The organism is Acinetobacter sp. ANC_7511 (genome assembly GCF_056779975.1).
Map to the genome: position 1 here is coordinate 23,309 of NZ_JBWYIY010000005.1, position 22,287 is coordinate 45,595.

At 39.9% G+C, this 22,287-nt stretch carries 13 protein-coding genes; 10 read left to right on the forward strand and 3 right to left on the reverse strand.

The features are described from left to right. Positions 1-70: 70 nt before the first annotated feature. Positions 71-3,790 carry a UvrD-helicase domain-containing protein gene (locus tag AC1M9L_RS04450; protein WP_481591457.1) on the reverse strand — a complete coding sequence of 1,240 codons (3,720 nt, stop codon included), beginning with the start codon at positions 3,788-3,790 and terminating at the stop codon, positions 71-73. After that, positions 3,787-7,455, reverse strand: a complete 3,669-nt coding sequence (locus AC1M9L_RS04455) for an exodeoxyribonuclease V subunit gamma (RefSeq protein WP_481591458.1) — start codon at positions 7,453-7,455, stop codon at positions 3,787-3,789. The genes AC1M9L_RS04450 and AC1M9L_RS04455 overlap by 4 nt, the downstream gene beginning before the upstream one ends. A 187-nt stretch (positions 7,456-7,642) precedes the next feature. Here AC1M9L_RS04455 and AC1M9L_RS04460 point away from each other — a divergent pair, with 187 nt between their 5' ends. After that, entirely contained in the window at positions 7,643-8,155 is a 513-nt protein-coding gene (locus AC1M9L_RS04460) for a hypothetical protein (protein ID WP_035264037.1), read from the forward strand. Positions 8,156-8,219: 64 nt separating this feature from the next. Here the strand turns inward: AC1M9L_RS04460 and pap are convergent, their stop codons facing one another. After that, on the reverse strand, positions 8,220-9,674 hold the full coding sequence (pap, locus tag AC1M9L_RS04465) for a polyphosphate:AMP phosphotransferase (RefSeq protein ID WP_481591459.1): 1,455 nt from the start codon (positions 9,672-9,674) through the stop codon (positions 8,220-8,222). 195 nt (positions 9,675-9,869) lie between these two features. Between pap and AC1M9L_RS04470 the strand changes: the two genes are divergently transcribed. The 9 genes from AC1M9L_RS04470 to AC1M9L_RS04510 all read left to right on the forward strand — a co-directional run bounded on the left by AC1M9L_RS04470 (position 9,870) and on the right by AC1M9L_RS04510 (position 22,285). Then, positions 9,870-10,580 carry a DUF8198 family protein gene (locus AC1M9L_RS04470; protein WP_481591460.1) on the forward strand — a complete coding sequence of 237 codons (711 nt, stop codon included), beginning with the start codon at positions 9,870-9,872 and terminating at the stop codon, positions 10,578-10,580. 223 nt (positions 10,581-10,803) lie between these two features. Beyond that, a complete protein-coding gene (gene ubiE / locus AC1M9L_RS04475; protein WP_179998846.1) occupies positions 10,804-11,748 on the forward strand; it encodes a bifunctional demethylmenaquinone methyltransferase/2-methoxy-6-polyprenyl-1,4-benzoquinol methylase UbiE in 945 nt (314 codons plus the stop codon). A gap of 19 nt (positions 11,749-11,767) precedes the next feature. After that, on the forward strand, positions 11,768-12,424 hold the full coding sequence (locus tag AC1M9L_RS04480) for a ubiquinone biosynthesis accessory factor UbiJ (protein ID WP_481591461.1): 657 nt from the start codon (positions 11,768-11,770) through the stop codon (positions 12,422-12,424). A gap of 19 nt (positions 12,425-12,443) precedes the next feature. Continuing rightward, positions 12,444-14,063, forward strand: coding sequence for an ABC1 kinase family protein (locus AC1M9L_RS04485; RefSeq protein ID WP_481591462.1), 1,620 nt, complete (start codon positions 12,444-12,446; stop codon positions 14,061-14,063). Positions 14,064-14,121: 58 nt separating this feature from the next. Next, the gene (locus AC1M9L_RS04490; RefSeq protein WP_481591463.1) at positions 14,122-15,207 is read left to right on the forward strand and encodes a patatin-like phospholipase domain-containing protein; all 1,086 of its coding nucleotides are present in this window, start codon (positions 14,122-14,124) and stop codon (positions 15,205-15,207) included. 91 nt (positions 15,208-15,298) lie between these two features. Beyond that, positions 15,299-16,081, forward strand: a complete 783-nt coding sequence (hisIE, locus tag AC1M9L_RS04495; protein WP_092767251.1) for a bifunctional phosphoribosyl-AMP cyclohydrolase/phosphoribosyl-ATP diphosphatase HisIE — start codon at positions 15,299-15,301, stop codon at positions 16,079-16,081. A 163-nt stretch (positions 16,082-16,244) separates the two neighbouring features. Continuing rightward, on the forward strand, positions 16,245-17,738 hold the full coding sequence (locus AC1M9L_RS04500; RefSeq protein WP_481586744.1) for a UvrD-helicase domain-containing protein: 1,494 nt from the start codon (positions 16,245-16,247) through the stop codon (positions 17,736-17,738). Between the two features lie 27 nt (positions 17,739-17,765). Next, positions 17,766-19,133 carry an ATP-binding protein gene (locus AC1M9L_RS04505; protein WP_481591464.1) on the forward strand — a complete coding sequence of 456 codons (1,368 nt, stop codon included), beginning with the start codon at positions 17,766-17,768 and terminating at the stop codon, positions 19,131-19,133. Positions 19,134-19,447: 314 nt separating this feature from the next. Continuing rightward, a complete protein-coding gene (locus AC1M9L_RS04510; protein WP_481591465.1) occupies positions 19,448-22,285 on the forward strand; it encodes a monovalent cation/H+ antiporter subunit A in 2,838 nt (945 codons plus the stop codon). Positions 22,286-22,287: the final 2 nt, after the last annotated feature.

Consider the following 22,287-nt stretch of genomic DNA (forward strand, 5'->3'; position numbering starts at 1 on the left):
TATCTACACATTTATCATCAATATTATCCACAAGATAAATTAATGATTAATAATAAATTCATTTAAATATTCATGCTATTTTGCTGTTTTTATCCTCAGCAAAATAGCCCAATATTGCATCTAATCTTAGAATAAATTCTGAACTAGGACGCCAATAATTAAATCCATATTGGTCAGTGCCATTCATCCCACGTAAATATAAATAACTGGCACCACCAAGATCTCGATCGATGTTGTAGTCATCAATATGAATACTTAAATAGCGATGTAATGCCACCAAATATAGGGCTGCTTGTAGCCAATAACTTGCATGCGTCATGCTCAGCTGAATAGCTTGAGCTGAATAGTCTTCCACATGATTTCCGAGATAATTACTCTTATAGTCGGCAATGTGATAGCGCTCCCCATCATAATAAACCAAGTCAATTGAACCATTGAGGTAACGTGCTGAATTTGCAGCATTGAATTCGGGCATATTAAGTCCAAACTCTAAAAATAATTGCTGAATACGCTGAATACCAAATATTCGGTCTGCTAAAGCCAAATAGAATGGAAATTCAGCCAAATGTGCTTCAGGTACTAATTGTTTGAGTCGAAATTCAGGTTGAATCGGTGTCTCTAAAACCTCTGCTAACCATTCAGCCATCATTTCTAACAGATGTTGCTCGGTATCATGATGTTGAGGAAAATCTGATTGAAATTTAGCGAATAATTGCTCCCATAAACTCGAATAGGCATTTTTAAAACGGCGGCGAATTTCTAATGTCCAATCTCGGCGATCTTGAAAATCGATATGTTCAAAAATTTCATGTAGGAAATTTCCAGCTAATGTTCCCATCGGAAAATGAGCACGAATCCAACTCAAAGGTTGTTGATGATCCAAATCCTCAAATTGATATCGAGTCACGAGCGTCACAGCATTGACCTCATCACTCGCATGATGTTCAATCATATCTTGAGCCGCCATACGATCTTTAATTTGTTGATGACTCAAATGTTGTGCGAGATAACTAAAACTGGTTTTGGCTCTAGGATAAAAATGAACTTGAGGATATTTCTGCGCAATCATTTGAACAGTATGATGTTCTTTTTTTGCGATTACTTTCTCAGGGCATTGCTCTAAACATGGCTCATCTAAACTGAAAGCATGCTGAAATTGGTTCGCACCATGACCACGCCAAAACGCCAAACCATAAATAGATTGCCCTTTTTGATCACTCATCATTGAATAAACGCGGTGTTGTGCTCGAGTTAAGGCCACATACCATAATCGTCGATGCTCTGCCAAAGCACGTTGGTCATGTTGCTCAACCTCTAATGGTTCCAATAATTCTTCACGCTTTAACGCCACGACACGTTGTGCGACGGACTTTCCAGTTCCATTATCCTGCACTTCACGAATTGAAAAGTTAAGTTCGCTTCGATCTGACAGTTTACGATCTGCGCCAAGCAAGAATACAATCTTAAACTCCAATCCTTTAGATTGGTGAATAGTTAAAAGGTGAACGCCCGCTTGATTACTCAACTGTCTTTCAATTTCCCACTCTCTTTCCATCGGATTTGAAAGCTGCCGCATATACCAATGATAAAGGGTGTGCATACCTCTTAACTCATCACTGTTTTGGCTCAACAACTCTGAAATGTGTCGTAGATTGACCACTTCGCGTTCATTGTCATAGCTGAATTGCTCAACCAAGTTTGTCCAAACTTTGAATTCTGTGAGGAAACTTTGCCATGCCGTTAAAAAGCCTTGACCCATCCACATTTCACGAATTTCTTCAAATTTCGTGATAAATAAACTTAATCCATCTGCTTGAATTTGAAGTTGCAAAAAGCGATGTAAATTAAAACCCATCAATCGTGTAAGTAAAGCTCTCTTTAATTTAGCTTCATCAAATGGATTCATGATGGCTGTCAAAATTGCACCAACATCTCGAGCAATTCCACTTTTGAAGACACTTTTTCGTGAAGGTCGATTTACAGGAATGCCTAACATCAATAAGTGATGATGAACTTTATCTAAATCAGGATTGTTACGAGACAAAACAGCGATATCATCTGCCTGAAGCTCAATACGTTGCCCCTGCTTTTCGAAATATAGCTGACTTTGGGCAGCCTGATTGAGCAAATCCCGTATCTTCCAAGCAACCTGCTCTAACTCGTGTTCCTTATCATTTACTTGAACCCAACGAAGCGGAGCATAATTTTCTAAACCGGATTGGATCAATAATGGATGCGATCGAGTACCTGCTGTAACAGGCGTATATTCAACTTGTTCACCAAAATCCATTTGTTGTTGAAACAATGCATCGACGACTTCGACCAATGGTTTCACTGAGCGATGATTATGCACAAGTTGGTAAAAACGCCCTGCTTTAGTTTCAACATCTTGATATGCTTTTAGGAACGTGAGCATGTCTCCACCGCGGAAACCGTAGATCGCTTGCTTACGGTCTCCCACCATAATCATACAACCCTGCTTCACACGACTTGGATGTCTCCAAATCTGCGCCAACATATCATCTTGATCTTGGTTGGTATCCTGAAACTCATCCACTAAAATAAGTGGGTAACGCGCGTGAACGTACTTTGCAAACTCCTGACCTTGCGCTCCCTGCAGTGCTTCGGCCAAAGTTCGAATTTGCTGTGAAAATGTGGTTTCGGATTTTTGCTGTAGCAATTCTGGCAGACGTTGTTTTACTTGCTGCGCTAAATAATATTGTAAATAACTCTCCAAATGCTCGAGTTGTTGGTTGAGCTTATCAAAGTGTTTAAAAAACTCAGCAAGTTCAACAATAATAGGATGTTGCTCAAATGCCGCCAAAACATCGACGGGACATTTATTGAGAACTTTTTTTCTCAATTCATTCAACTGACTAAGATGAGTGCTGAGATGCGACGCAAAAATGACTTCAATGCCTTGGGATTTAACTTGATCAAGGAATTCAGGCAACAACTGCGTGAGTGTAATTTTTAATTTATCTTGATCGCGCCACTTCTTTGCGACTACAGCATAATACTGCCCTTCAGGATCATAAAAGTCTATTAATGAATCTAGCGTTTCAAGCTCGATCTGTATGAAGCGCTCTGCATGAGTTCTGAAAGCGTCTACATCTATGGTCGGCGCTGGCACTGCTTTGAAATAAGCAGAGGAAAAATTCAAACTCGTTTCAATTAAATCGATATAAGCATCTTGTGACTTAATTTTTTTCTTAAGCAGCAAATAATCTACAGTTGATTGAGGCTGCTGTTGAATCCATGCCCGTAATTCATCATGAATTAACTGAACCGTATATTGTTTTGCATCATTGGTGATTTGCATTCGTTCAATTTTACCGCTCTCAAATGCAAATTCACGAAGAAGCTTTTGGCTAAAGCTATCCAAGGTACCAACAAAGAGTTCTTCAAGCTGATCTATCACCAATTTTAAACGTGCACATGCATGTGCAATCAAGCCAGAAAATTGATTTAAAATCACTTGATATAAAATATCTGATTCTAATTTTGCACGCGCCTGAACTTGATCTTGAGTTAGCTCACGACATGACTCTAAAAGTCCAAGTACCTCGATTAAACGTGCACGAATTCGACTTTTCAATTCAGCCGCTGCTTTGCGTGTAAATGTCGTCGCAATAATCTGCTTTGGTAAATATTCTTCTAATAAAATTCTGACCATGAGGCTGGAGAGCGTATACGTTTTTCCAGTCCCCGCAGAAGCCTCAATCCAATGCAATCCAGTGAAATGCATATCCACAATTGGCTGATACGAGACTGTAGGCTTTTGACTCATATTTCAGCCTCCGATTGATACATATATATCGGCTGATATAAGACATAAGCAAACTGATCACACGCTTGTTTTAATAGGTGCTCAGCATCTAAATCTTGCAAAATATACTGCCAATCTCGGTGCAAATGACTTTCTTCGCTGTCATTTAAACTATAATTCAGAAAGGCATCGCTTTTATTCCACTCATTTAATAGCTTATCGAAGTTATTTAACTGCTGATGACCCTTTTCATCAGTGACCCATTCTAATGCTTTTCCATCTACAGCAAGTTTCATCAGCAATGCTGCAGGTAAAACGAGAGGCTCTATCTGAGCTTGTTTATATGCCTGAATCCATTGGGAAAGCATATCCTGAGCTTGTTTCGTCGTCAGGCCAGTACACATAATGGTTTTATCGCTAAAGATTTGGATGCGCTGCATTTCAGTTGCAAGGTGATCTGGTAAGTCTCGATAACTTAACCAAAGTAAGTATTCTAACCACACATGTGCTCGTCGTCGTGCGCGTGCACTGGATGTTGAAACACTCACCCAACTCGTCTCATCCCCTTGAGGAACGGTCACTTGAAGCTGTATATCATCTATTGCTATGACGCGCTGAGTGATTTTGGTCGGCTCATCAACATAGCACTTTTGTCTTTTTAATAACTGTTGATGCTCTAACAGACTCATTTTCAAACTGACTTCTTGTAATTTGCCGACAGGAAGCTGGTCACTGAGTAATTCAGTCTGAAGCTTCGAAACATTTGGCTGCTGTTGTAAAAAGTCACGAATAGAGTATCGCGCCAATCCATCTAATAACAACGGCTCATTCACCTCAGGGAAATCCTGATCCTTTAAATTAGATACGCCTAAGGTTTTTAAATAAAGACGCGCAGGAAAACAGATATCTTTGATCCATTGTTCAGCATCCAAGACCATGATGTCCTGATTCAATTCAAGCGAGGTATTAATCCAAGCCGCTCTATGACCACGTTGATCCTGACGATTGAGGTTAGAAGCCACGGCATACCATTCATCGTCATAGCGCTGATGCTGTTGCTGAAAACCATCAGGATCAAAGGGTTGCAAAGGATGCACCGTATAGAGTGTGCTCAAATTTTGATGAACTTGAATGCCATCTATATCAATGAGAGGATTCGAGGAAGATTGATCTGATGTTTTTATGATCCACGCGAGATGTTGGAGCAATTCCTGAACACTACTTGATGGATCTCGCACTTCACCATCGGCTACATCAAAACCATTATAGAATAGCCAGAGATTATCTTTGGCCAATAACAAAGCGTCTAAAAAAGCACCTTGATCATCATCTAAACGTGATCGATCACCAATCATTGGCTTGAGTAAATCCATTAAATCAAAAGGTAAATGGCTCTCCCGATTTGGAAACTTCCCGCCATCTAAATTCATCATGACAATTAACTTATACGGTATTGGCCGAATCAAACCAATTTGACTAAATGTAATTTGTCCAGTTGGCAATGCATAATCAAGTTGCGATTCAAGGGTGCTTTGGATTTCAGTCAGAATATAGCTCAAAGGCAAACGTATGTTTTTAAGAATGGCTTGATCATGTTCTTCATAGAAATTTGCCAGCGTTAGCATTCTTATTTGCTTTTGAATAATCTCTTTAATCATCTCTAACGAGCTTACACCAGCGCTTTCAAACTCATTAACTTCTAAAATTAAACGATTGAGCCAAAATTCAACATGCTCTGACGTCTCTTGATCATTTTCGATTTCAATCGTCGTGAGCCAATCTCGACGCTCTACAAAGTGCTTATATATTTCAATGAGCGTGGCAATTAAGTGAAAATCACCCGAGTCCACTACATGAGAACTTAAGGTCTCCTGAAACATCGCATGAACTGGAACAGCCACACCCAGCGCCAAACGATCTAAGGCATACTTAAAACTGAACCGATAGTCTTGATCATACTCCGCCAATGTTTTTTGCAAATGTTGCTCATCCAAACCTCGTCGAAATCCCGCTTGTCTCAACAACGATAAGATGCGCTCAGCCCCGTTAATGTCTAAGCAATATCTCACCTGGGTCGCTGCTAAGTTCAACCAATCAGCAAAATCATCAATGGTAAATCGACTTTGTATCAGTTCAATTCGCCCTAACACTGAACGCCATGCCAATACTGTATCTAACTGCGTGATACCAGCTAGCTTTACTGGCAGATAAACACCTGTTGCAGTATTTTTTTGCGGAAACACACTCCGTATCAAAGGCTCAATTTGCTTCAGATCAGGCGCAAGAACTAAAATATCACTCGGACGGCGTGGTGCTTCTGCTGTTGACTGAGCAAGCCATCGGATCAATTGATCTTTTAAGACTTCAAGCTGTCGTACAGCGGAATGACAAACATGAATGTGGATTGAATCGTCTGCTGGATCTAATACATAACTTTGAGCTTGAGGTTCAACCAAATGTAAAATATCTGATTGCAATTGGCTCAGTAAATGCTGCGGTGCTTCATCCACAAAAGCATCTATCCATTGCCCCTCATCACCCGAGGAAAGGTTAGACAACAGAGAAAAGTGATCACGTGCCTGCTTTCCCATTCGTGTTAATAAGGGATGTCTGGACTCACGTGCCAGCCCATTAAAGCTCAGACTAAAATTCTCAAAAAACTGCTCAACTTCATTATCAGCTGGTTTTCTTTGATGCTTTTGCTGAAACTTTTCGATATATCGCTCTTTGAGCTTTAAGTCATATTGTTTTTTCCAATTCGGATCGACACTATCCGCCCAATATTCTTGTGAGGGATTGTAATGCAAAATCAACACATCAATGTACTGACCCAAACGGCGCAAAAACTGTAATTGACTTGGTGGTAAATCCAAGAGTGTAAAAACGATCAGTTGCTGTGGTAGTTTTTTGAGGGCTATTTTCTGTTGCTGTTCATCACGAAGTACACCCCAAAAATCATGATCAATACTTTGCATTTCAACAAAGTCTTCATGAAAAATGTTGAGCCATAACCAACGTTGCCAAGCCTCTAATTGTTGTGCCTGCGAAAATTTAAAACTGGAATCTTGATCGTTTAGATATTGTAATTGTTGTTCAATATTGAGTGCTTCATTACGCCCCCATACCTGAATCCAATTTTCAGGACAACGACAATCATATTCACATGCTCGGCGACAATCTGCTCGATAAATCATGTAATTGCTGAACAATTTTGACACTTGATCAGACACCCAATACAACATGCTCATTTTTTTTCGATATTGTTCATTTGACTGTTCAATACGTGCTGCGCTGTCATAGATACGTGTGATTAATGGGAATAAAGGATGTTCAACCTCAAGCTGATTATGCGCACGCTGTATAAAAGGTTTGAGTGCTTGGAAAATACGCCACTTCATAATCAGACGTGGAATATTCGCTTTACGTACTTTATCTTTGTCACTCAAAATTTGCTGGTAGGCATACCATTGAAAGCCACGAATACGTTGATGGAAAAATGTATTTGCACTGATGCCTTGGTGTTCAGATAACCGTTGGGTTAACCACTCTTGCATTGCCGCAGAAGGCACCACAAAATGTTGTTGCTGTAGGACTGCAAATGGGTTGTTCGTGGGACGCTTTTGAGTTGTGATGATGCCTTGTACCAAAACTTCAATGCGCTGACTTTGAATTACATGAATTCCCATAAGGTCCCTTTCACCATACAACGAACACGTTATGAAGTTGTGTGAACAAAATCATAAACATAAATTACTATACATCTTAATCTGACTATGTCACTTTTACTTTATGACTTTAATAAAACTTTCATCTCGCGCTATGTTCATCATGTGATGGATCGAGAACCATAGACTTTGATTAGGTGATAAATAAATGAAAATTGATAAAATTCCAGAAACAATCGACCCAAATTTAAATTTAGAACAAATTCGAGATGAATGTCTTGAACTCGTCAAAAAACGCTCTTATGTTTCAGCAGGTGTTGCTGTCATTCCTGTGCCCTTTTTAGATGTTGTGATTGACGTAGGTATGTTGTCAATTTTAATTCCAGAAATTAATGCTCGCTTTGGCTTAGCTCCTGAACAAATCAGCGTTTTTGATCCTCAAACCAAAAAAATCCATTGGAACGAACTACGCAAACGCGGTTTCGAGTTTTCTGGTCTAGTCGTGGCTCGTACTGCCGCTAAAGCTTCGCTGAACAATATGGCAGCCAAAGTGTTGACCAAGCAAGTGACTAAGTTTATTCCATTGGGCGGTTCAATTATTGCAGCTAGCTTGGGTTATATTGTCATGAAAAAAGTGGCTGAGGCTCATGTTGAAGAAAGCTATAAACTTGCCAAAAGCATTCAACAAAAACAACAAGCAAATGTTGTGAAATACGCTTAACCCATAAAACCTTATACGTATAAATAAAGCCCTGTAAGGGCTTTATTTATACCTCTCACCAGCTCTAAACATCTACTTTTAATTGTTTCAAAATTGCCTTCAAAATTTCAAGGCGTGCAGTATATTTATCATTGGTAGCAATGATATACCACGGCGCATCTTCGGTGTTTGTTCGGTGGAGCATGTCTGCTGCAGCCAATAAATAATCATCCCAACGTTTGCGATTACGCCAATCTTCAGCCGTAATTTTAAAACGCTTATGCGGTGTTTCCTCTCGTGCTTTGAAACGATTGGCTTGCTCTTCTTTACTGATGGCCAACCAAAACTTAATAACGACTGTTTGCGTATCTACTAGATCTTTTTCAAAGCGATTAATCTCATCATATGCACGTTTCCACTCCACATCCGTTGCAAAACCTTCAACTCTTTCCACCAATACACGACCATACCAAGAGCGATCGAAAATCGAGATTTTTTCATCTTCAAGCAGTTTATTCCAAAAACGCCAGAGATAAGGCCGCGCCAATTCATACTTTTCGGGCGCAGAAATGTTATAAATTCCATATTCTCTTGGATCGAGCTTTTTCACAATACGCTTGATCGCACCACCTTTACCTGCGGCATCCATCCCCTCAAAAACGATCACCGTTTTTTGTCCTTCTGCGCGTAATGCTTCAGCGACCTTCTTGGTCAGTTTCTTGAGTTCAGCCTTATACTGATCTTTTTCAAGTACTGCTTCATTGGGGGACGTTAAAATTTCTGGGATATCCGCTTGATGCCATTTTTGGCGCATTTTTTGAGGATGATTTGGCAAATCTTTCAGTCGCGCTAATACAACTTCTGCGAATTTCTGATCACGACATACTTCATCTTCACAATCGATAATGACCCAGTCTTGGGTAAATTTTTGACGCAATCGTTGTACATTTTCATATTGTTTTTTATTGCGCCAATCCAGCCCATGCAATTTATGCCAACGCTGCTCCGAAGGTTCAATTTTATCTAAACGCTTCTGTAATGATTTCCACGATAAATCAAACCAAACTTTCACGACATCAACATGATTATTTTTTAAATCCTGCTCAAAGCTTTGCATTTGCTGCAAATAATTTTCGAACATGGTTTCATCAAATGGTTTTGAAACATGTAAGGATGTGGCTAAAAGATCACTATACCAATTTCCAAACATGACGATCATTTGTCCTTCAGCAGGAATATAACGTGCATAAGGTTGCCAATATGGGATATTCGGCTGAATAAGGTGAGGAGGGTCAGCTTTGACTTTCAAATATCGTGGATCAACCCATTCTCTTAATTGCTTAACCGATTCTCCTTTACCTGCTAACTCAATGCCACTTACCAACACCACTAAGCTTTTGGCATTTTTCTTACCACGTGTATCTTTGAGAGCATATTGCGCTTCAATTAAGTCTAAATTGATCTGATCTGCGTCAAATATTTTGTTCTTATCTTCGGGTTGATCAGTATTTTTATCAAATTGTTGTTTTGGTTCAGACATAGCCCACTCAAAATTATTGTATTTTCGACAGTATACGCAAGGAACAGTATCAACTTAAATCTTCAGGTACAATTTATTGCAATTGTCTTTTCATCCATGACTGACCTGAAAGGTTTTATTTTAGATTTCAACAGTCATAGTCGAGCGCAATCCAACCTATTATGCTTTTTTCAGTCCTTTTAATTGAGCTAGAACATGTCCAAACTTGCTGCATTAGATCAACTTTTAGAACAATACAAACAACTCAATTATCATCAGAATCCGGCACTTAAACAAAGGTTAAATGATGCTCAAAATTGGCTAAAACAGCGCATACTTCACACACATGCTGAGTTATTCGCTGAAGACAAAAATAAGCTGATGGCTCAATATTTTATTAACCGTCTTTATGGTGGCCCTGAATTTGATGACCTAGCATTGCAAATCGAACGTTTACTAAAATACGCACACAAAGCTGAAAAAATCATTCCAGAAAATGCCATTAAAACTGGGTTAAAATCTGTAGGACTGGCGGTCTTGGCGATGCAACTGGATGAACAAGTTGCACAGTATTTACTCCAACATTATCCAAAAGACCAACCCATTACTGATGAAATGATGCGTGAAACTCTAGTGGCTTTAGATCAAGAGCAAGCGCGCCATGAACAACTCAATCTGTTGGATGAGCTCGGTCTGAGTCTGGACAAATACATGCGTTCATTCATCATGCACACAGCGTTTAAAATGTGTAAAGGTGCAGCAAGCAAATATAATTTTGAACTGATGTATGACTTTATTGGTGAAGGCTTTGTCGCTATGAAACCAATGAAATCGGCTGCGACCTTCATTCGGAGTTTTACAGAAAAAGAGCGAATCATTGTGAATAATGTCCACACAGGGAAAGAAAATCCCTTCCAAATCGCTTAATTAAAATTCATCAGCCAAGATTCTGATCAGCCGAAAAGCGTAAAAGCGTCTGGTCAGAATATCGAAAATAAAAGAACATCTTCTCATTTCATGGATGAAACTTCGCTTTAATTCTGTATATTATTCATATCAATTGCATAATCTAGACTGAAAAAAACTGAAGAATCTGTCATTATGCAGTTTAATTCAGATTTAATATTATTTGTGTTCAGGAGTGACTCGAATGTCTAATGAAAATCAACAGCCTCATGCTCAGGTTGAGCCGGCAAATAATAAAGACAACGTGAGTCCTTTTTTAACAGATCCATTACCAACTGGCGCACCTCAAGGTCAGCAACAATCGCTACAAAAGCAACTGACAGATACGCCAGTACATTCTTCAGTGCCGAAATATAATTTGCCACGTGGTGCGAATACTGGAAACGTTGGACCAACGACACACTTCGGTTATAAAACCGTAAATTCTGAAGAGAAAGCGCAAAAAGTCGCTGAAGTTTTCCATTCAGTTGCCGCAAAATACGACATTATGAATGACTTAATGTCATTTGGTATTCATCGTTTGTGGAAACGTTTTGCCATTAATATGTCTGGCGTTCGCCGTGGGCAACGCGTTTTAGATATCGCTGGTGGTACTGGTGATTTAGCGAAAGTATTTAGTCGTGAAGTTGGTCCTACTGGGCATGTTGTATTATCTGATATTAATGAATCCATGCTGAATGTAGGTCGCGACCGTCTGATCGACGCGGGTTGTACCAACGTTGATTTTGTACTGGCGAATGCTGAAACCCTCGAGCCTTTCGAAGACAACAGTTTTGATTTACTCACCATCAGTTTTGGTCTACGTAATGTAACAGACAAAGATGCAGCACTTGCAGCAATGTATCGTGTACTTAAACCAGGTGGTCGCTTACTTGTATTAGAGTTTTCAAAACCAGTCTTTGAGCCTTTCTCAAAACTCTATGATTTGTACTCATTCACTGCTTTACCAATCATGGGTAAAATTGTGGCAAATGATGCTGAAAGCTATAAATATCTTGCTGAATCAATTCGTATGCACCCAGACCAACGCACATTGAAAAGCATGATGGAAAATGCGGGCTTCCAAAACTGCGATTATCACAATTTAACAGGTGGTATTGTTGCAGTTCACCGTGGTTTTAAACTCTAACCGCAGGTAGCACTTCGTCATGTGGTCAATCTTAGCACTGGGTGCAGTTGAAAAAACCATACATCATTGGATTAATTTGGATGCGATTACTCGTATCCAATTTAACCAATTACAAGGGAAAATGCTTCGTGTTGTGATCGATGCGCCACAGCTTTCCGTTGATGTGTTTTTTGATGAAAATAAAGTTCGTTTAGAACCAACAGTAACAGGTCATAGCACTCAACCCTCTATTTTCGAACAGCGGCCTTGGGAGCAAGCTCACACGATTACTGAAGCAGACTCCACATTGCATGTTAATAATGTGGTCGACTTGTGCAAACTATTTCTAGCACATGACATTGGCAATATCCCCGTTCAAGGTGACTATCGCCTTCTGCAAGACATTCAAAAAATTATACAAAATGCTGAGCCAGACCTCGCTTCGCAATTGAGTGATTGGATCGGACCTAATCTTGCAAGTCAAATCGGCAAAGTTCAATTAGCACCACAACATTTAATTAAGTCACTTCAATCTCATCTTTTTTTTGCGGAAGACTTTTTAAAAGAAGATACTGGACTATTCGCACCACGTTGGCAAATGGACGATCTTCTCCACGGAACTCGCCAGCTTAATCAAGATATTGATCGACTAGAAGCAAAAATTCAGCTTTTAAAATCAAAATTTAACCCTTCGTAGATTTCAGGTAATTGCATATATGATTCCGCACATTAGACGTTTAATCGAACTTTGGCGTATAGCTGCGCACTATAGACTCGACACGTTGGTACCTGCGGAAGATATTCCTGCAAAGGTTCGCCCCCTGCTGAATCTTATACGTTTGCATCCTGCTGCACTTTCTAGTCGAGAACGTAAAAATCCTTTAAAGCTTAAAGAAGCTTTAGAAGAAATGGGGCCACTCGCAATTAAATTAGGGCAGCTCCTCTCTACGCGTCGCGATCTAATTCCACCAGAAATATTACAACAATTGGTGTTATTACAAGATCGTGTTAAACCTTTCGATCTTGGTGTGGCTAAGCAAAGAATTCAAGAATCACTTAAAGCAGATGTTTCCACATTATTTGAGCGCTTCGATGATAAGCCGCTAGCTGCTGCTTCAATTGCTCAAGTACATACCGCTGCTCTTCACGATGGGCGTGAAGTTGTCGTGAAAGTAACTCGCCCGAATATACGTGCTCAAATTATTCAAGATTTTGAAATTTTAGAATGGCTTGGTCACTATTTAGAAAAAAGGCTAGAAGCTGCCCGTGCTTTACATCTATCAGAAATTATTCAAGATTATCGTCAAATCATTTTAAATGAACTCGATTTGACTCTTGAAGCCGAAAATACACGACGTATGCGCCATTATTTTACTGGCTCAAGCATGATGTATGTGCCTGAAGTATATATGGATAGTCCGGATGTAATGGTGGCAGAGCGTATCACTGGTGTGCCTATCTCAGATACTGCGACCTTTGATCGTTTAGGAATGAATCGTGCAGACTTAGCAGAAAAAGGCTTAACAATCTTTTTTACTCAAGTGTTTCGCGATAATTTTTTCCATGCAGATATGCATCCGGGTAATGTTTTCGTAGAAACGATTAATCCGCAAAATCCAAGATTTATTGCGCTCGATTGCGCCATCATGGGCGAGCTTTCCAAGCACGATCAAATGACGATAGCACGTATGTTGCTGGCAGTCATGAACAGTGATTTCATGCAATTGATTCAGATTGTGCATCAAGCAGGTTGGATTCCACCAGGCACGGATCAAGATGCTTTAGCACGTGAAATGCGTCGTACAGTAGGACCTATGGTTTCGAAACCGATGCATGAGTTAGATTTCGCAGGCATATTGATCCAAGTGATGGACATCGCTCGACGTTTTCATCTAGAAATTCCACCACAACTGATGTTATTGCTTAAAACCTTAGTACATGTTGAAGGCTTAGGTACAGACCTTTATCCTGAATTAGATATTTGGAAGTTAGCAAAGCCAATTCTAACGGATTGGGTTAAAGCCCAAATGAATCCTCAAAAAAATATTAAAGAATTAGGACAAAAAATCCCAGACTTGTTATTGGGCGCTCAGGATTTACCGACTTTACTGATTGACAGTCTTAACGGTTTAAAAAATCAGTCTGCATGGCATGCTAAACAATTGAATGAACTTCAAACGCTGCGCTTGCAAATGGAGCATCAGCAAAAGCGTAGTTGGATTTTCGGAAGTGTAATCGCAATTCTGCTCTCAATCGCTGTGATCGCACCATGGTTTATTTCCATGATTTTAATTGTGTTGGCATCTTTTATTGCTATGTGGCGTATGGTGAAATAAGTTCACTATCTCATGTCAAAACTTGCTACATCAATAGGTTTTAGTCGCTGAATTGCTTATGACACATATCCTCAAGACCACTCAACCTTGCTTGAATATTCATGTAGGTTATAAAGCAAAACAGATCATTCAAGAACAAGGTCTACAAGCCAGTGCGGTTGATTTTGTTCCTGGAGCAGCAGGTGGTCCCAAAGGTATTGGAATTCAAGGATTGGACCTAGCTGTTTTTGGTGAGTTCTTTGCTCAAGCACCCAAAAAGCGGACTCTAATTGGCTCATCCATTGGGAGTTGGCGTTTTGCAAGTATTGCAGCGCATGGTGCACAAGCAGGCACATCCAAATTAGCAGACTTATATACCCATCTTGAATTTCGACCTAAGATGAATATTCTTGAAGTTGGAGACGTCTGTCGCGGCATGCTTAAAGCCCTCCTTCAAGGTAAAACCAATCAAATTATTGATCATCCCGACTACCATTTGGCTATTTTGTCAGTAAAGTCATCGAAAAAATTTCAAAGTGATCATCCTCTTATGCTTGCCCGTGCAGTTGCTGGCATTATCGGTCTCAATACTTTTTCGAGAGCTAAAATTGGGCACTTCATGCAACGTACAATTGCCCAACCACACAACGCTTCACGACTTTCACTCATCAAAAATGAATTCGAACATCTTGATTATGCGTTGACTGAAAAAAATTTAGAAGATTGGTTAATGGCATCTGCATCCATTCCATTTGTGATGCCGGCGGTCAGAAATATCGAAGGTGCAGATGTCGCTGCTTATCGTGATGGCGGGCTAATCGATTATCATATTGATCTACCTTTACCGAGTCATGGGATTGTCCTCTACCCTCATTTTACAGATCAAATAACACCAGGTTGGTTCGATAAGTTCCTCAAAAAACGTAGATCTAATGCTGAATATCAAGCACGAACCGTATTGATTTCACCCTCTGAGTCTTATTTAAGATCACTTCCTTTAGGACGTCTTCCTGATCGCAAAGATTTCACACTGAAAGGGCTTGATCAAAAAAAACGAATCGAGCTTTGGAAACAGTCTGTAGCTGAAAGTCAACGATTAGGGGATGCATTCCTAGAAATGATCCATAAGCAAAACTTTGAAGAATACATGCAAGATCTTAAATAAATTAATTTCTACTCTCCCCTACAAAGATTTATTCGCTTAAACTAATGACCTACAATTTTGTAGTGTCTCATTTAATTCTGGTGAAATCCTTATGAACAATACGCAATGGCTCGATGAAGTAAAATTTAACGAACAAGGTTTAATCCCTGCCATTGCTCAGCATCATCAAACAGGTCGAGTGTTGATGGTGGCTTGGATGAATCGTGAGTCTTTGGCACTTACAGCAGAAAAAAATCAAGCTGTTTACTACTCTCGTTCACGCAGCAAATTGTGGCATAAAGGCGAAGAATCAGGTCACTTCCAAACTGTGCATGAAATTCGTTTAGATTGTGATGCTGATGTGATCGTTCTTCAAATTGAGCAACATGGTGGCATTGCTTGCCATACAGGACGTGAATCATGTTTTTATCGCCGCTTAACATCAAACGGTTGGGAAATTGTAGACGCTCAATTGAAAGATCCGAACCAAATTTATGGCGAAAAGTCTGAGAATGCGCATAGTAAAGTGATGAATGCATCAACAGCTCAAGCTGAGCAAGTCGATGTGTTACATTATCTTGGTCAAATGATGGCAGAACGTAAATCTGCAGATCCTGACTCTTCTTATGTGGCAAAGCTTTATCATAAAGGTCTCAATAAAATACTTGAAAAAATTGGTGAAGAAAGTTTTGAAACGGTAATAGCTGCTAAAGATTTCAAACAAGAAGCGACGCTGGATCACCAAAATGATTTAATTTATGAAGTTGCTGATGTTTGGTTCCATACCATAGTGATGCTGGGTTACTTCGATCTTGATATTCAACTCGTTTTAAATGAGCTTGCACGACGTCAGGGTCTGTCAGGACTTGTTGAAAAAGCAAATCGCACGCATTAATTTACTCTTTAAAGCCATGTTCAAACATGGCTTTTTTATTTAATTCGGCTTTTTAAGTCGCCGAAGACTCCCCATCCAAAAAGAAGAAGATTGAACTCTCCCCTTTGTAAATTCTTGCTATACTCACTGATCATTTTTAAAACCATTGAAGATTTATCAACCTGTGTCTGTCATTGTCAAACCTACCTTAGAACAAGAAATTGCGATTCAACAAGCGCAATCTGGTCAATCCTTCAAAGTGATTGCCTATGCAGGTACAGGTAAAACAACAACGCTTAAATTAGTCAGTGATGCGATGCAACAGCGTCGCGGTATGTATCTTGCCTTTAACAAAGCGATTGCCAGCGAGGCTCAACAAAAATTTCATCAGCGCGTGGATTGTCGTACATTCCACTCTTTAGCATTTCGAAGCGTTCCACGTGGAGTGACAGATAAACTTAGACTCCCACGCTTGAGCCCGAGCTTTATTGCCAAAGAATACCGTTTGCAACCCATCACATTACGCCGACTCATGGGGGGGCGTTACGAAAAATATGCGCTTATGCCTAGTCGTTTGGCGGGCTTAGTTGCAAATGCTGTTAGTTATTTCTGTTCAACAAGCTCGCAATATCCTGCACCCCGACATATTCAAGCACCAAGTTGGCTACATGCTGACGATATTGCGGTATTACAGCAACACCTCTATCCTGCAGTCGAACGTCGTTGGTTAGAATCAATCGACCCTAATCATCAGGCTGGCATTGGGCATGATATCTATCTCAAATTATGGGCTTTATCAGATCCTTTTATACCCGCAGACTATGTATTGTTTGATGAAGCACAGGATGCTGACCCACTCATGCTAGGGATTTTACTCAAGCAAAAAAGTACGCAAGTCATCTATGTCGGCGATGCACATCAACAAATTTATGCATGGCGTGGGGCAGTCAATGCGATGCAACAAATGCCTTTACCCGAATCGCGCCTAACCACTTCATTCCGTTTTGGTGATGATATCGCTGAAGTTGCTAATCACTTATTAGGCGCACTCAATGAGACTGTTCCGTTGATTGGCAACCCCGAACTCCAATCAAAAGTCGTCAACAAGCCTCATACCAAAATGCGAGATGCGATTTTGTGCCGTACTAACGCACGCGCAATGGAACTTTTACTCTCAGGATTAGTTCAAGGGGACAAAGTGAGCCTGCAAGCCGATCATGCGAAATTAAATCGCTTTGTTGACGCTGCAAGCTTACTTAAACAAGGTAAAAGAGTAACGGACGTTCCAGAGTTAGCTTGGTTTAACTCTTGGCATGATGTGCATGAATATTGTGAAACAAATGATGGTAGCGACATCAAGCCTTTGGTTAAATTGGTTGATGAACATGGTACAGATCCACTCAAACGAGCTCTTGCCAAAATCACACCCATTGAACAAGCGGACTATGTAATCTCAACCGCTCATAAAGCCAAAGGTTTAGAATGGAATCGTGTGCATTTAGAAGATGATTACCAATTTAAAATTAATGGACTAGAACATAAAATTAGCGATGAAGAATTACGTTTACTTTATGTTGCATGTACACGAGCAAAAAGCAGCTTAAATATTCATCATATTTATGATTTAATACAACAACTCAAACTTAAATCCACGATTAAAACGAAAGCAACAGCATAATCCCCTACGATAAGTTGCAGGCAAAATATGAAAGTTCAATCTATTCAGTTACGTCACTGTTATCATTTTTCAGATATAAAAATTAAATTTGATCCAACTCAACGACCAATATCTATTATTTTAGGTGATCAGGCCTCTGGTAAAACTGCGATAATTAAAAATATTTATCAAGCTTTAACGTGGTTTGCTGCACGTGCCAAAGATTTAAGAACTGCTGGTGTAGTCATGCTTGATTCGGATATTAAGCACAAACACATTCAAGCCAAAATAGATATTTGTGTTCAATATCCCACGGATATTGGATCTATTGAACAGGCTGCGACCGTGCAAAACAATGAAGAGGGTTTGTGCGAATGGCAACTCTATAAAACATTAACCAGCAAAGGTGTAGGTCATAGTAAAGCGCTAACGACTCAATTAGAATCACTCGTTCATCTTTATCAACAAGCGATCAAACAAGATCCTGCTCAAGGCATGCCTATGGTGGCCTACTATCCTTCTGATCGCTTTATCAACGAAGTGAATTTGCTAAGCAAAAATAATCCTGCTGTATTACAAACACATGCAGCCTACGAACTTGCAGCACTCCCTTATACAACATTTGCTCGGTTCTTCGAATGGTTTCGTGAAATTAGTGACATCGAAAATGCACGATTAGCACAAGTTTTTCAAAAAATTCAAACCAATCAAAAATTATCCTCTCATCATGACCAAGAGGATTTAGTTGCAAAATTATTGAATCTTGAAGCAGAGATGCAACTACCATCACTCAAAGCACTCAAGAAAGCCATCCAGACATTATTCCCGTCGATCAGTGACATTTATATTGAATACACGCCCAAGATCCAATTGATGCTGGTACAAAATGGTCAAGAAATTCCTTTTTCGCAATTATCTAATTCGTATCGTCAATGGTTGTGTTTAGTAGGTGATATTGTCAGACGACTTTGTCTCCTGAATCCTCATAGTATTGACCCATGCCTTGATGGTGAAGGCATTCTATTAATTGACAATATTGATGCTCAAGTGGATGAAGATTTTGTGCAAAACGTACTCAGCCGTTTGCATGAAGCATTCCCACAAATTCAAATTATCGCATCTGCATGCTCTGAATTGATTTTAAACAATGACGTAGATCTACAACATTTTAAATTAGAAAATCGAAAAGTTGTTGAAATAGAACAAAACCAAATCAGGGAACAATATGATGAACTATTTGCTCAACTCATGGCTAATGATTTACAAGATGGCCAAATCTCTGAAGTGAATCGAACTACTGATACGCTTGATGGCTTGCGTTTGTTTGAACACTTCAAAAATTTATCAGCGTCAGAAAAACAGCGCTTCATTGAGTATCTCCAAGCTGGTGACTTATCGAGTATTTCCTTACCCTAATTGATTGGAAATAGATGAATTAATCGGGTATGACTCACTCAATTTAAACAGAAATTTAAGCTTTTTTTCGCTATAATTCTGAATTGTGTAGCTAAAAAGTTTGATGTAATTTTATACATGTAATAAAATCTACTCATTCATTTTTTAATCAAAAAGTGTCTATTTCTTTGCATTAGCTTTCCAAGTTGCGCAACACAACTTGTTTTTGTTTTTAAAATTCGTTCGGCTTTCAAAGTTTAAGTAGTTGGATGACTCTTTGCCATCCTCAAGCTTTTGAAAGATAAAACTCATCATAGGTTCCGGCCTACAACTCTATGGATACGAGTGTGCTACCGATTATTATATTGTTACCATTAATACTTGGCACTTTTCTTGTCCTCTGGCTGCAAAAAATCTCTCGCGGGGCGACAGCATTAGGGGCAATTGGAGTCAGCTTAACAAGTTTTATCTTGTTGCTGACTCAAGCCAAAGACGTCTTTCAAGGTCAAGTCATCTCTGAACATTGGTCATGGTTACCACAGTTTGGTATCGACTTAAGCTTTAGACTTGATGCATTAGGCTTGATCTTCTCCCTCCTTATGACAGGGATTGGGACGCTCATTTATATTTATGCTTATTATTATTTAAATCATAAAAACTCTCTAAGTAAGCTATATTTCTTACTGATGCTGTTCATGGCCGCCATGCTCGGCATTTCACTTTCCAATAATTTACTTATTCTTCTTGTCTTTTGGGAAATGACCAGTATTTCGTCATTCCTTTTAGTGGGTTATTGGAGTAACTACGAAGCAGCACAGCGTGGCTCAAGAATGGCCTTAACCATCACGGGTATGGGTGGTTTAGCTATGCTCGGTGGTTTTATTCTCTTAGGTCAAATCACTGGCACATATCAAATTGATCAAATCCTCAATATGACGACGCAGATTCAATCGAGTCATTTATTTGTGCCAGCCTTGCTCCTTATTCTTTTAGGTGCATTCACCAAAAGTGCTCAATTTCCTTTCCATTTTTGGTTGCCAAATGCAATGGCTGCCCCAACACCCGTGTCAGCTTATTTGCATTCAGCGACAATGGTGAAAGCCGGAATTTTCTTACTGGCGCGCTTAATGCCGATCTTTGTTGGTTCTGCTTTGTATCATAACCTCGTCACATTCATTGGTTTATTTACCTTATGTATGGCCGCGTTCTTTGCCATTTTTAAGGAAGATCTGAAAGGTTTGCTTGCCTACTCCACCATTAGTCATTTAGGCTTGATCGTTTGCTTACTTGGGATTGGTTCACCACTCGCTGTGGCTGCAGCTATTTTTCATATCATTAACCATGCGACCTTTAAAGCAGCATTATTCATGATCGCTGGTATTATCGACCATGAAACAGGTACACGTGATTTACGAAAACTCAGTGGGGTATGGCAGTTACTTCCATTTACAGCGACTTTAACCATGATCACAGCAGCCTCAATGGCTGGTGTACCACTGACCAATGGATTCTTATCCAAAGAAATGTTCTTTACTGAACTATTAGCGAATCTCTCGGGTGGTGTAGGTATCTTCGCAGCAATTATTGCAACACTCGCAGGTCTGTTTGCTGTCGCGTATTCTGTTCGTTTAGTTCATGGCGTATTTTTTGATGGTGATTTAGGCAAAGCGATTCCAAATAAAGATGCGCATGAACCACCAATTGGTATGCGTGCACCTGCAATTTTATTAGCTACATTATGTATTGCAGTGGGTCTATTACCAGCGCTCTTAGTAGGCGATATCGTCAATGCTGGTGCACGAGCAAGCACCAACCTTCCAGCTTTTGAAGGCGTACATCTAGCAATCTGGCATGGCTTTAATGTGCCTTTATTGATGAGTGCGATTGCATTGATTGGCGGTATTATTTTTTATTTTAGTCTTGCGAAGAACAGTAGAATTCGTGACATTGACCTTGATCCAATACTTGGCAAACTTCAAGGTAAAGTCCTGTTTGATCTCTTTCTCAAACATTTGCTCTTAAATTCGCGAAAATTAAAAAGAGCAACAGAAACAGGTTCTCTACAAAACTATTTATTGTGGATATTAATTTTTGCTGTTGCTTTAGTCTCCATGCCTCTCATTGGTCAAGGTATTTATGCAGGTACACGCGAACTGACGCATGCACCATTGGTTGCAATCGTGCTTTGGTTATTACTGTTTTCAGCGTGCTGGATGATGCTTTGGTTTCACCATGAACGCATTAAAGCCGTTCTTATCAGTGGAGCAATCGGTCTTGTCGTGACGATGGTCTTTGTTACGATGTCAGCACCAGACCTGGCACTCACACAAATCACAGTCGATGTTGTCACAACTGTTTTACTTCTGATGAGTCTGTCCCTCTTACCACAACTTACGCCTTATGAATCTTCACGCACTCGTCGTTGGAGAGATGCGGTGATTGCAATCATCGGAGGCCTAGGAATCGGTTGGATCACTTGGATGATTCTAACGCGTGATCACAATTCAATCTCATGGTTCTTTGTTCAACAATCTCTACCGCTTGGTGGTGGTTCAAATATTGTGAACGTAATTTTAGTCGATTTCCGTGGATTTGATACCTTTGGTGAAATCACAGTACTGGGTATTGCTGCGATTGGGACACTGTGTTTAATGGATGGAATGCGTGCTCATGGTACGACCATTACACAAGGCTTAACCTATCGCTTTAATCCATCACCGTTGATGTTCCGAATGACCGCATCTTGGGTCCTTCCGATTGCCTTAGTCGTCAGCTTATATATTTTCTTACGCGGACATAATCTTCCAGGGGGTGGCTTTATCGCAGGTCTCATTACATCAATGGCGCTTGTGATTCAGTACATTGCACTAGGTCAAGATCACACTGAACAACTCTTACGAGCAAAGTCTGGGCGTCTTTATGAAATTTGGATTGGTACTGGCTTAACTATTGCTGGTCTGACTGGGGTCGCTGCGTGGTTCTGGGGTCGACCATTCCTGACCAGTGCTCATATTTATGTAGAGCCGATCATTCTCGGAAAAATGCATTTGCCATCTGCTGCAGCATTTGATGTTGGTGTCTATGTCACAGTCGTTGGTGCAACAATGCTCATGATTTCCGTTTTAGGCGACTCACGCAACTCAAGCATCACCGGCCCTGTACCGAAGGAGTAAAG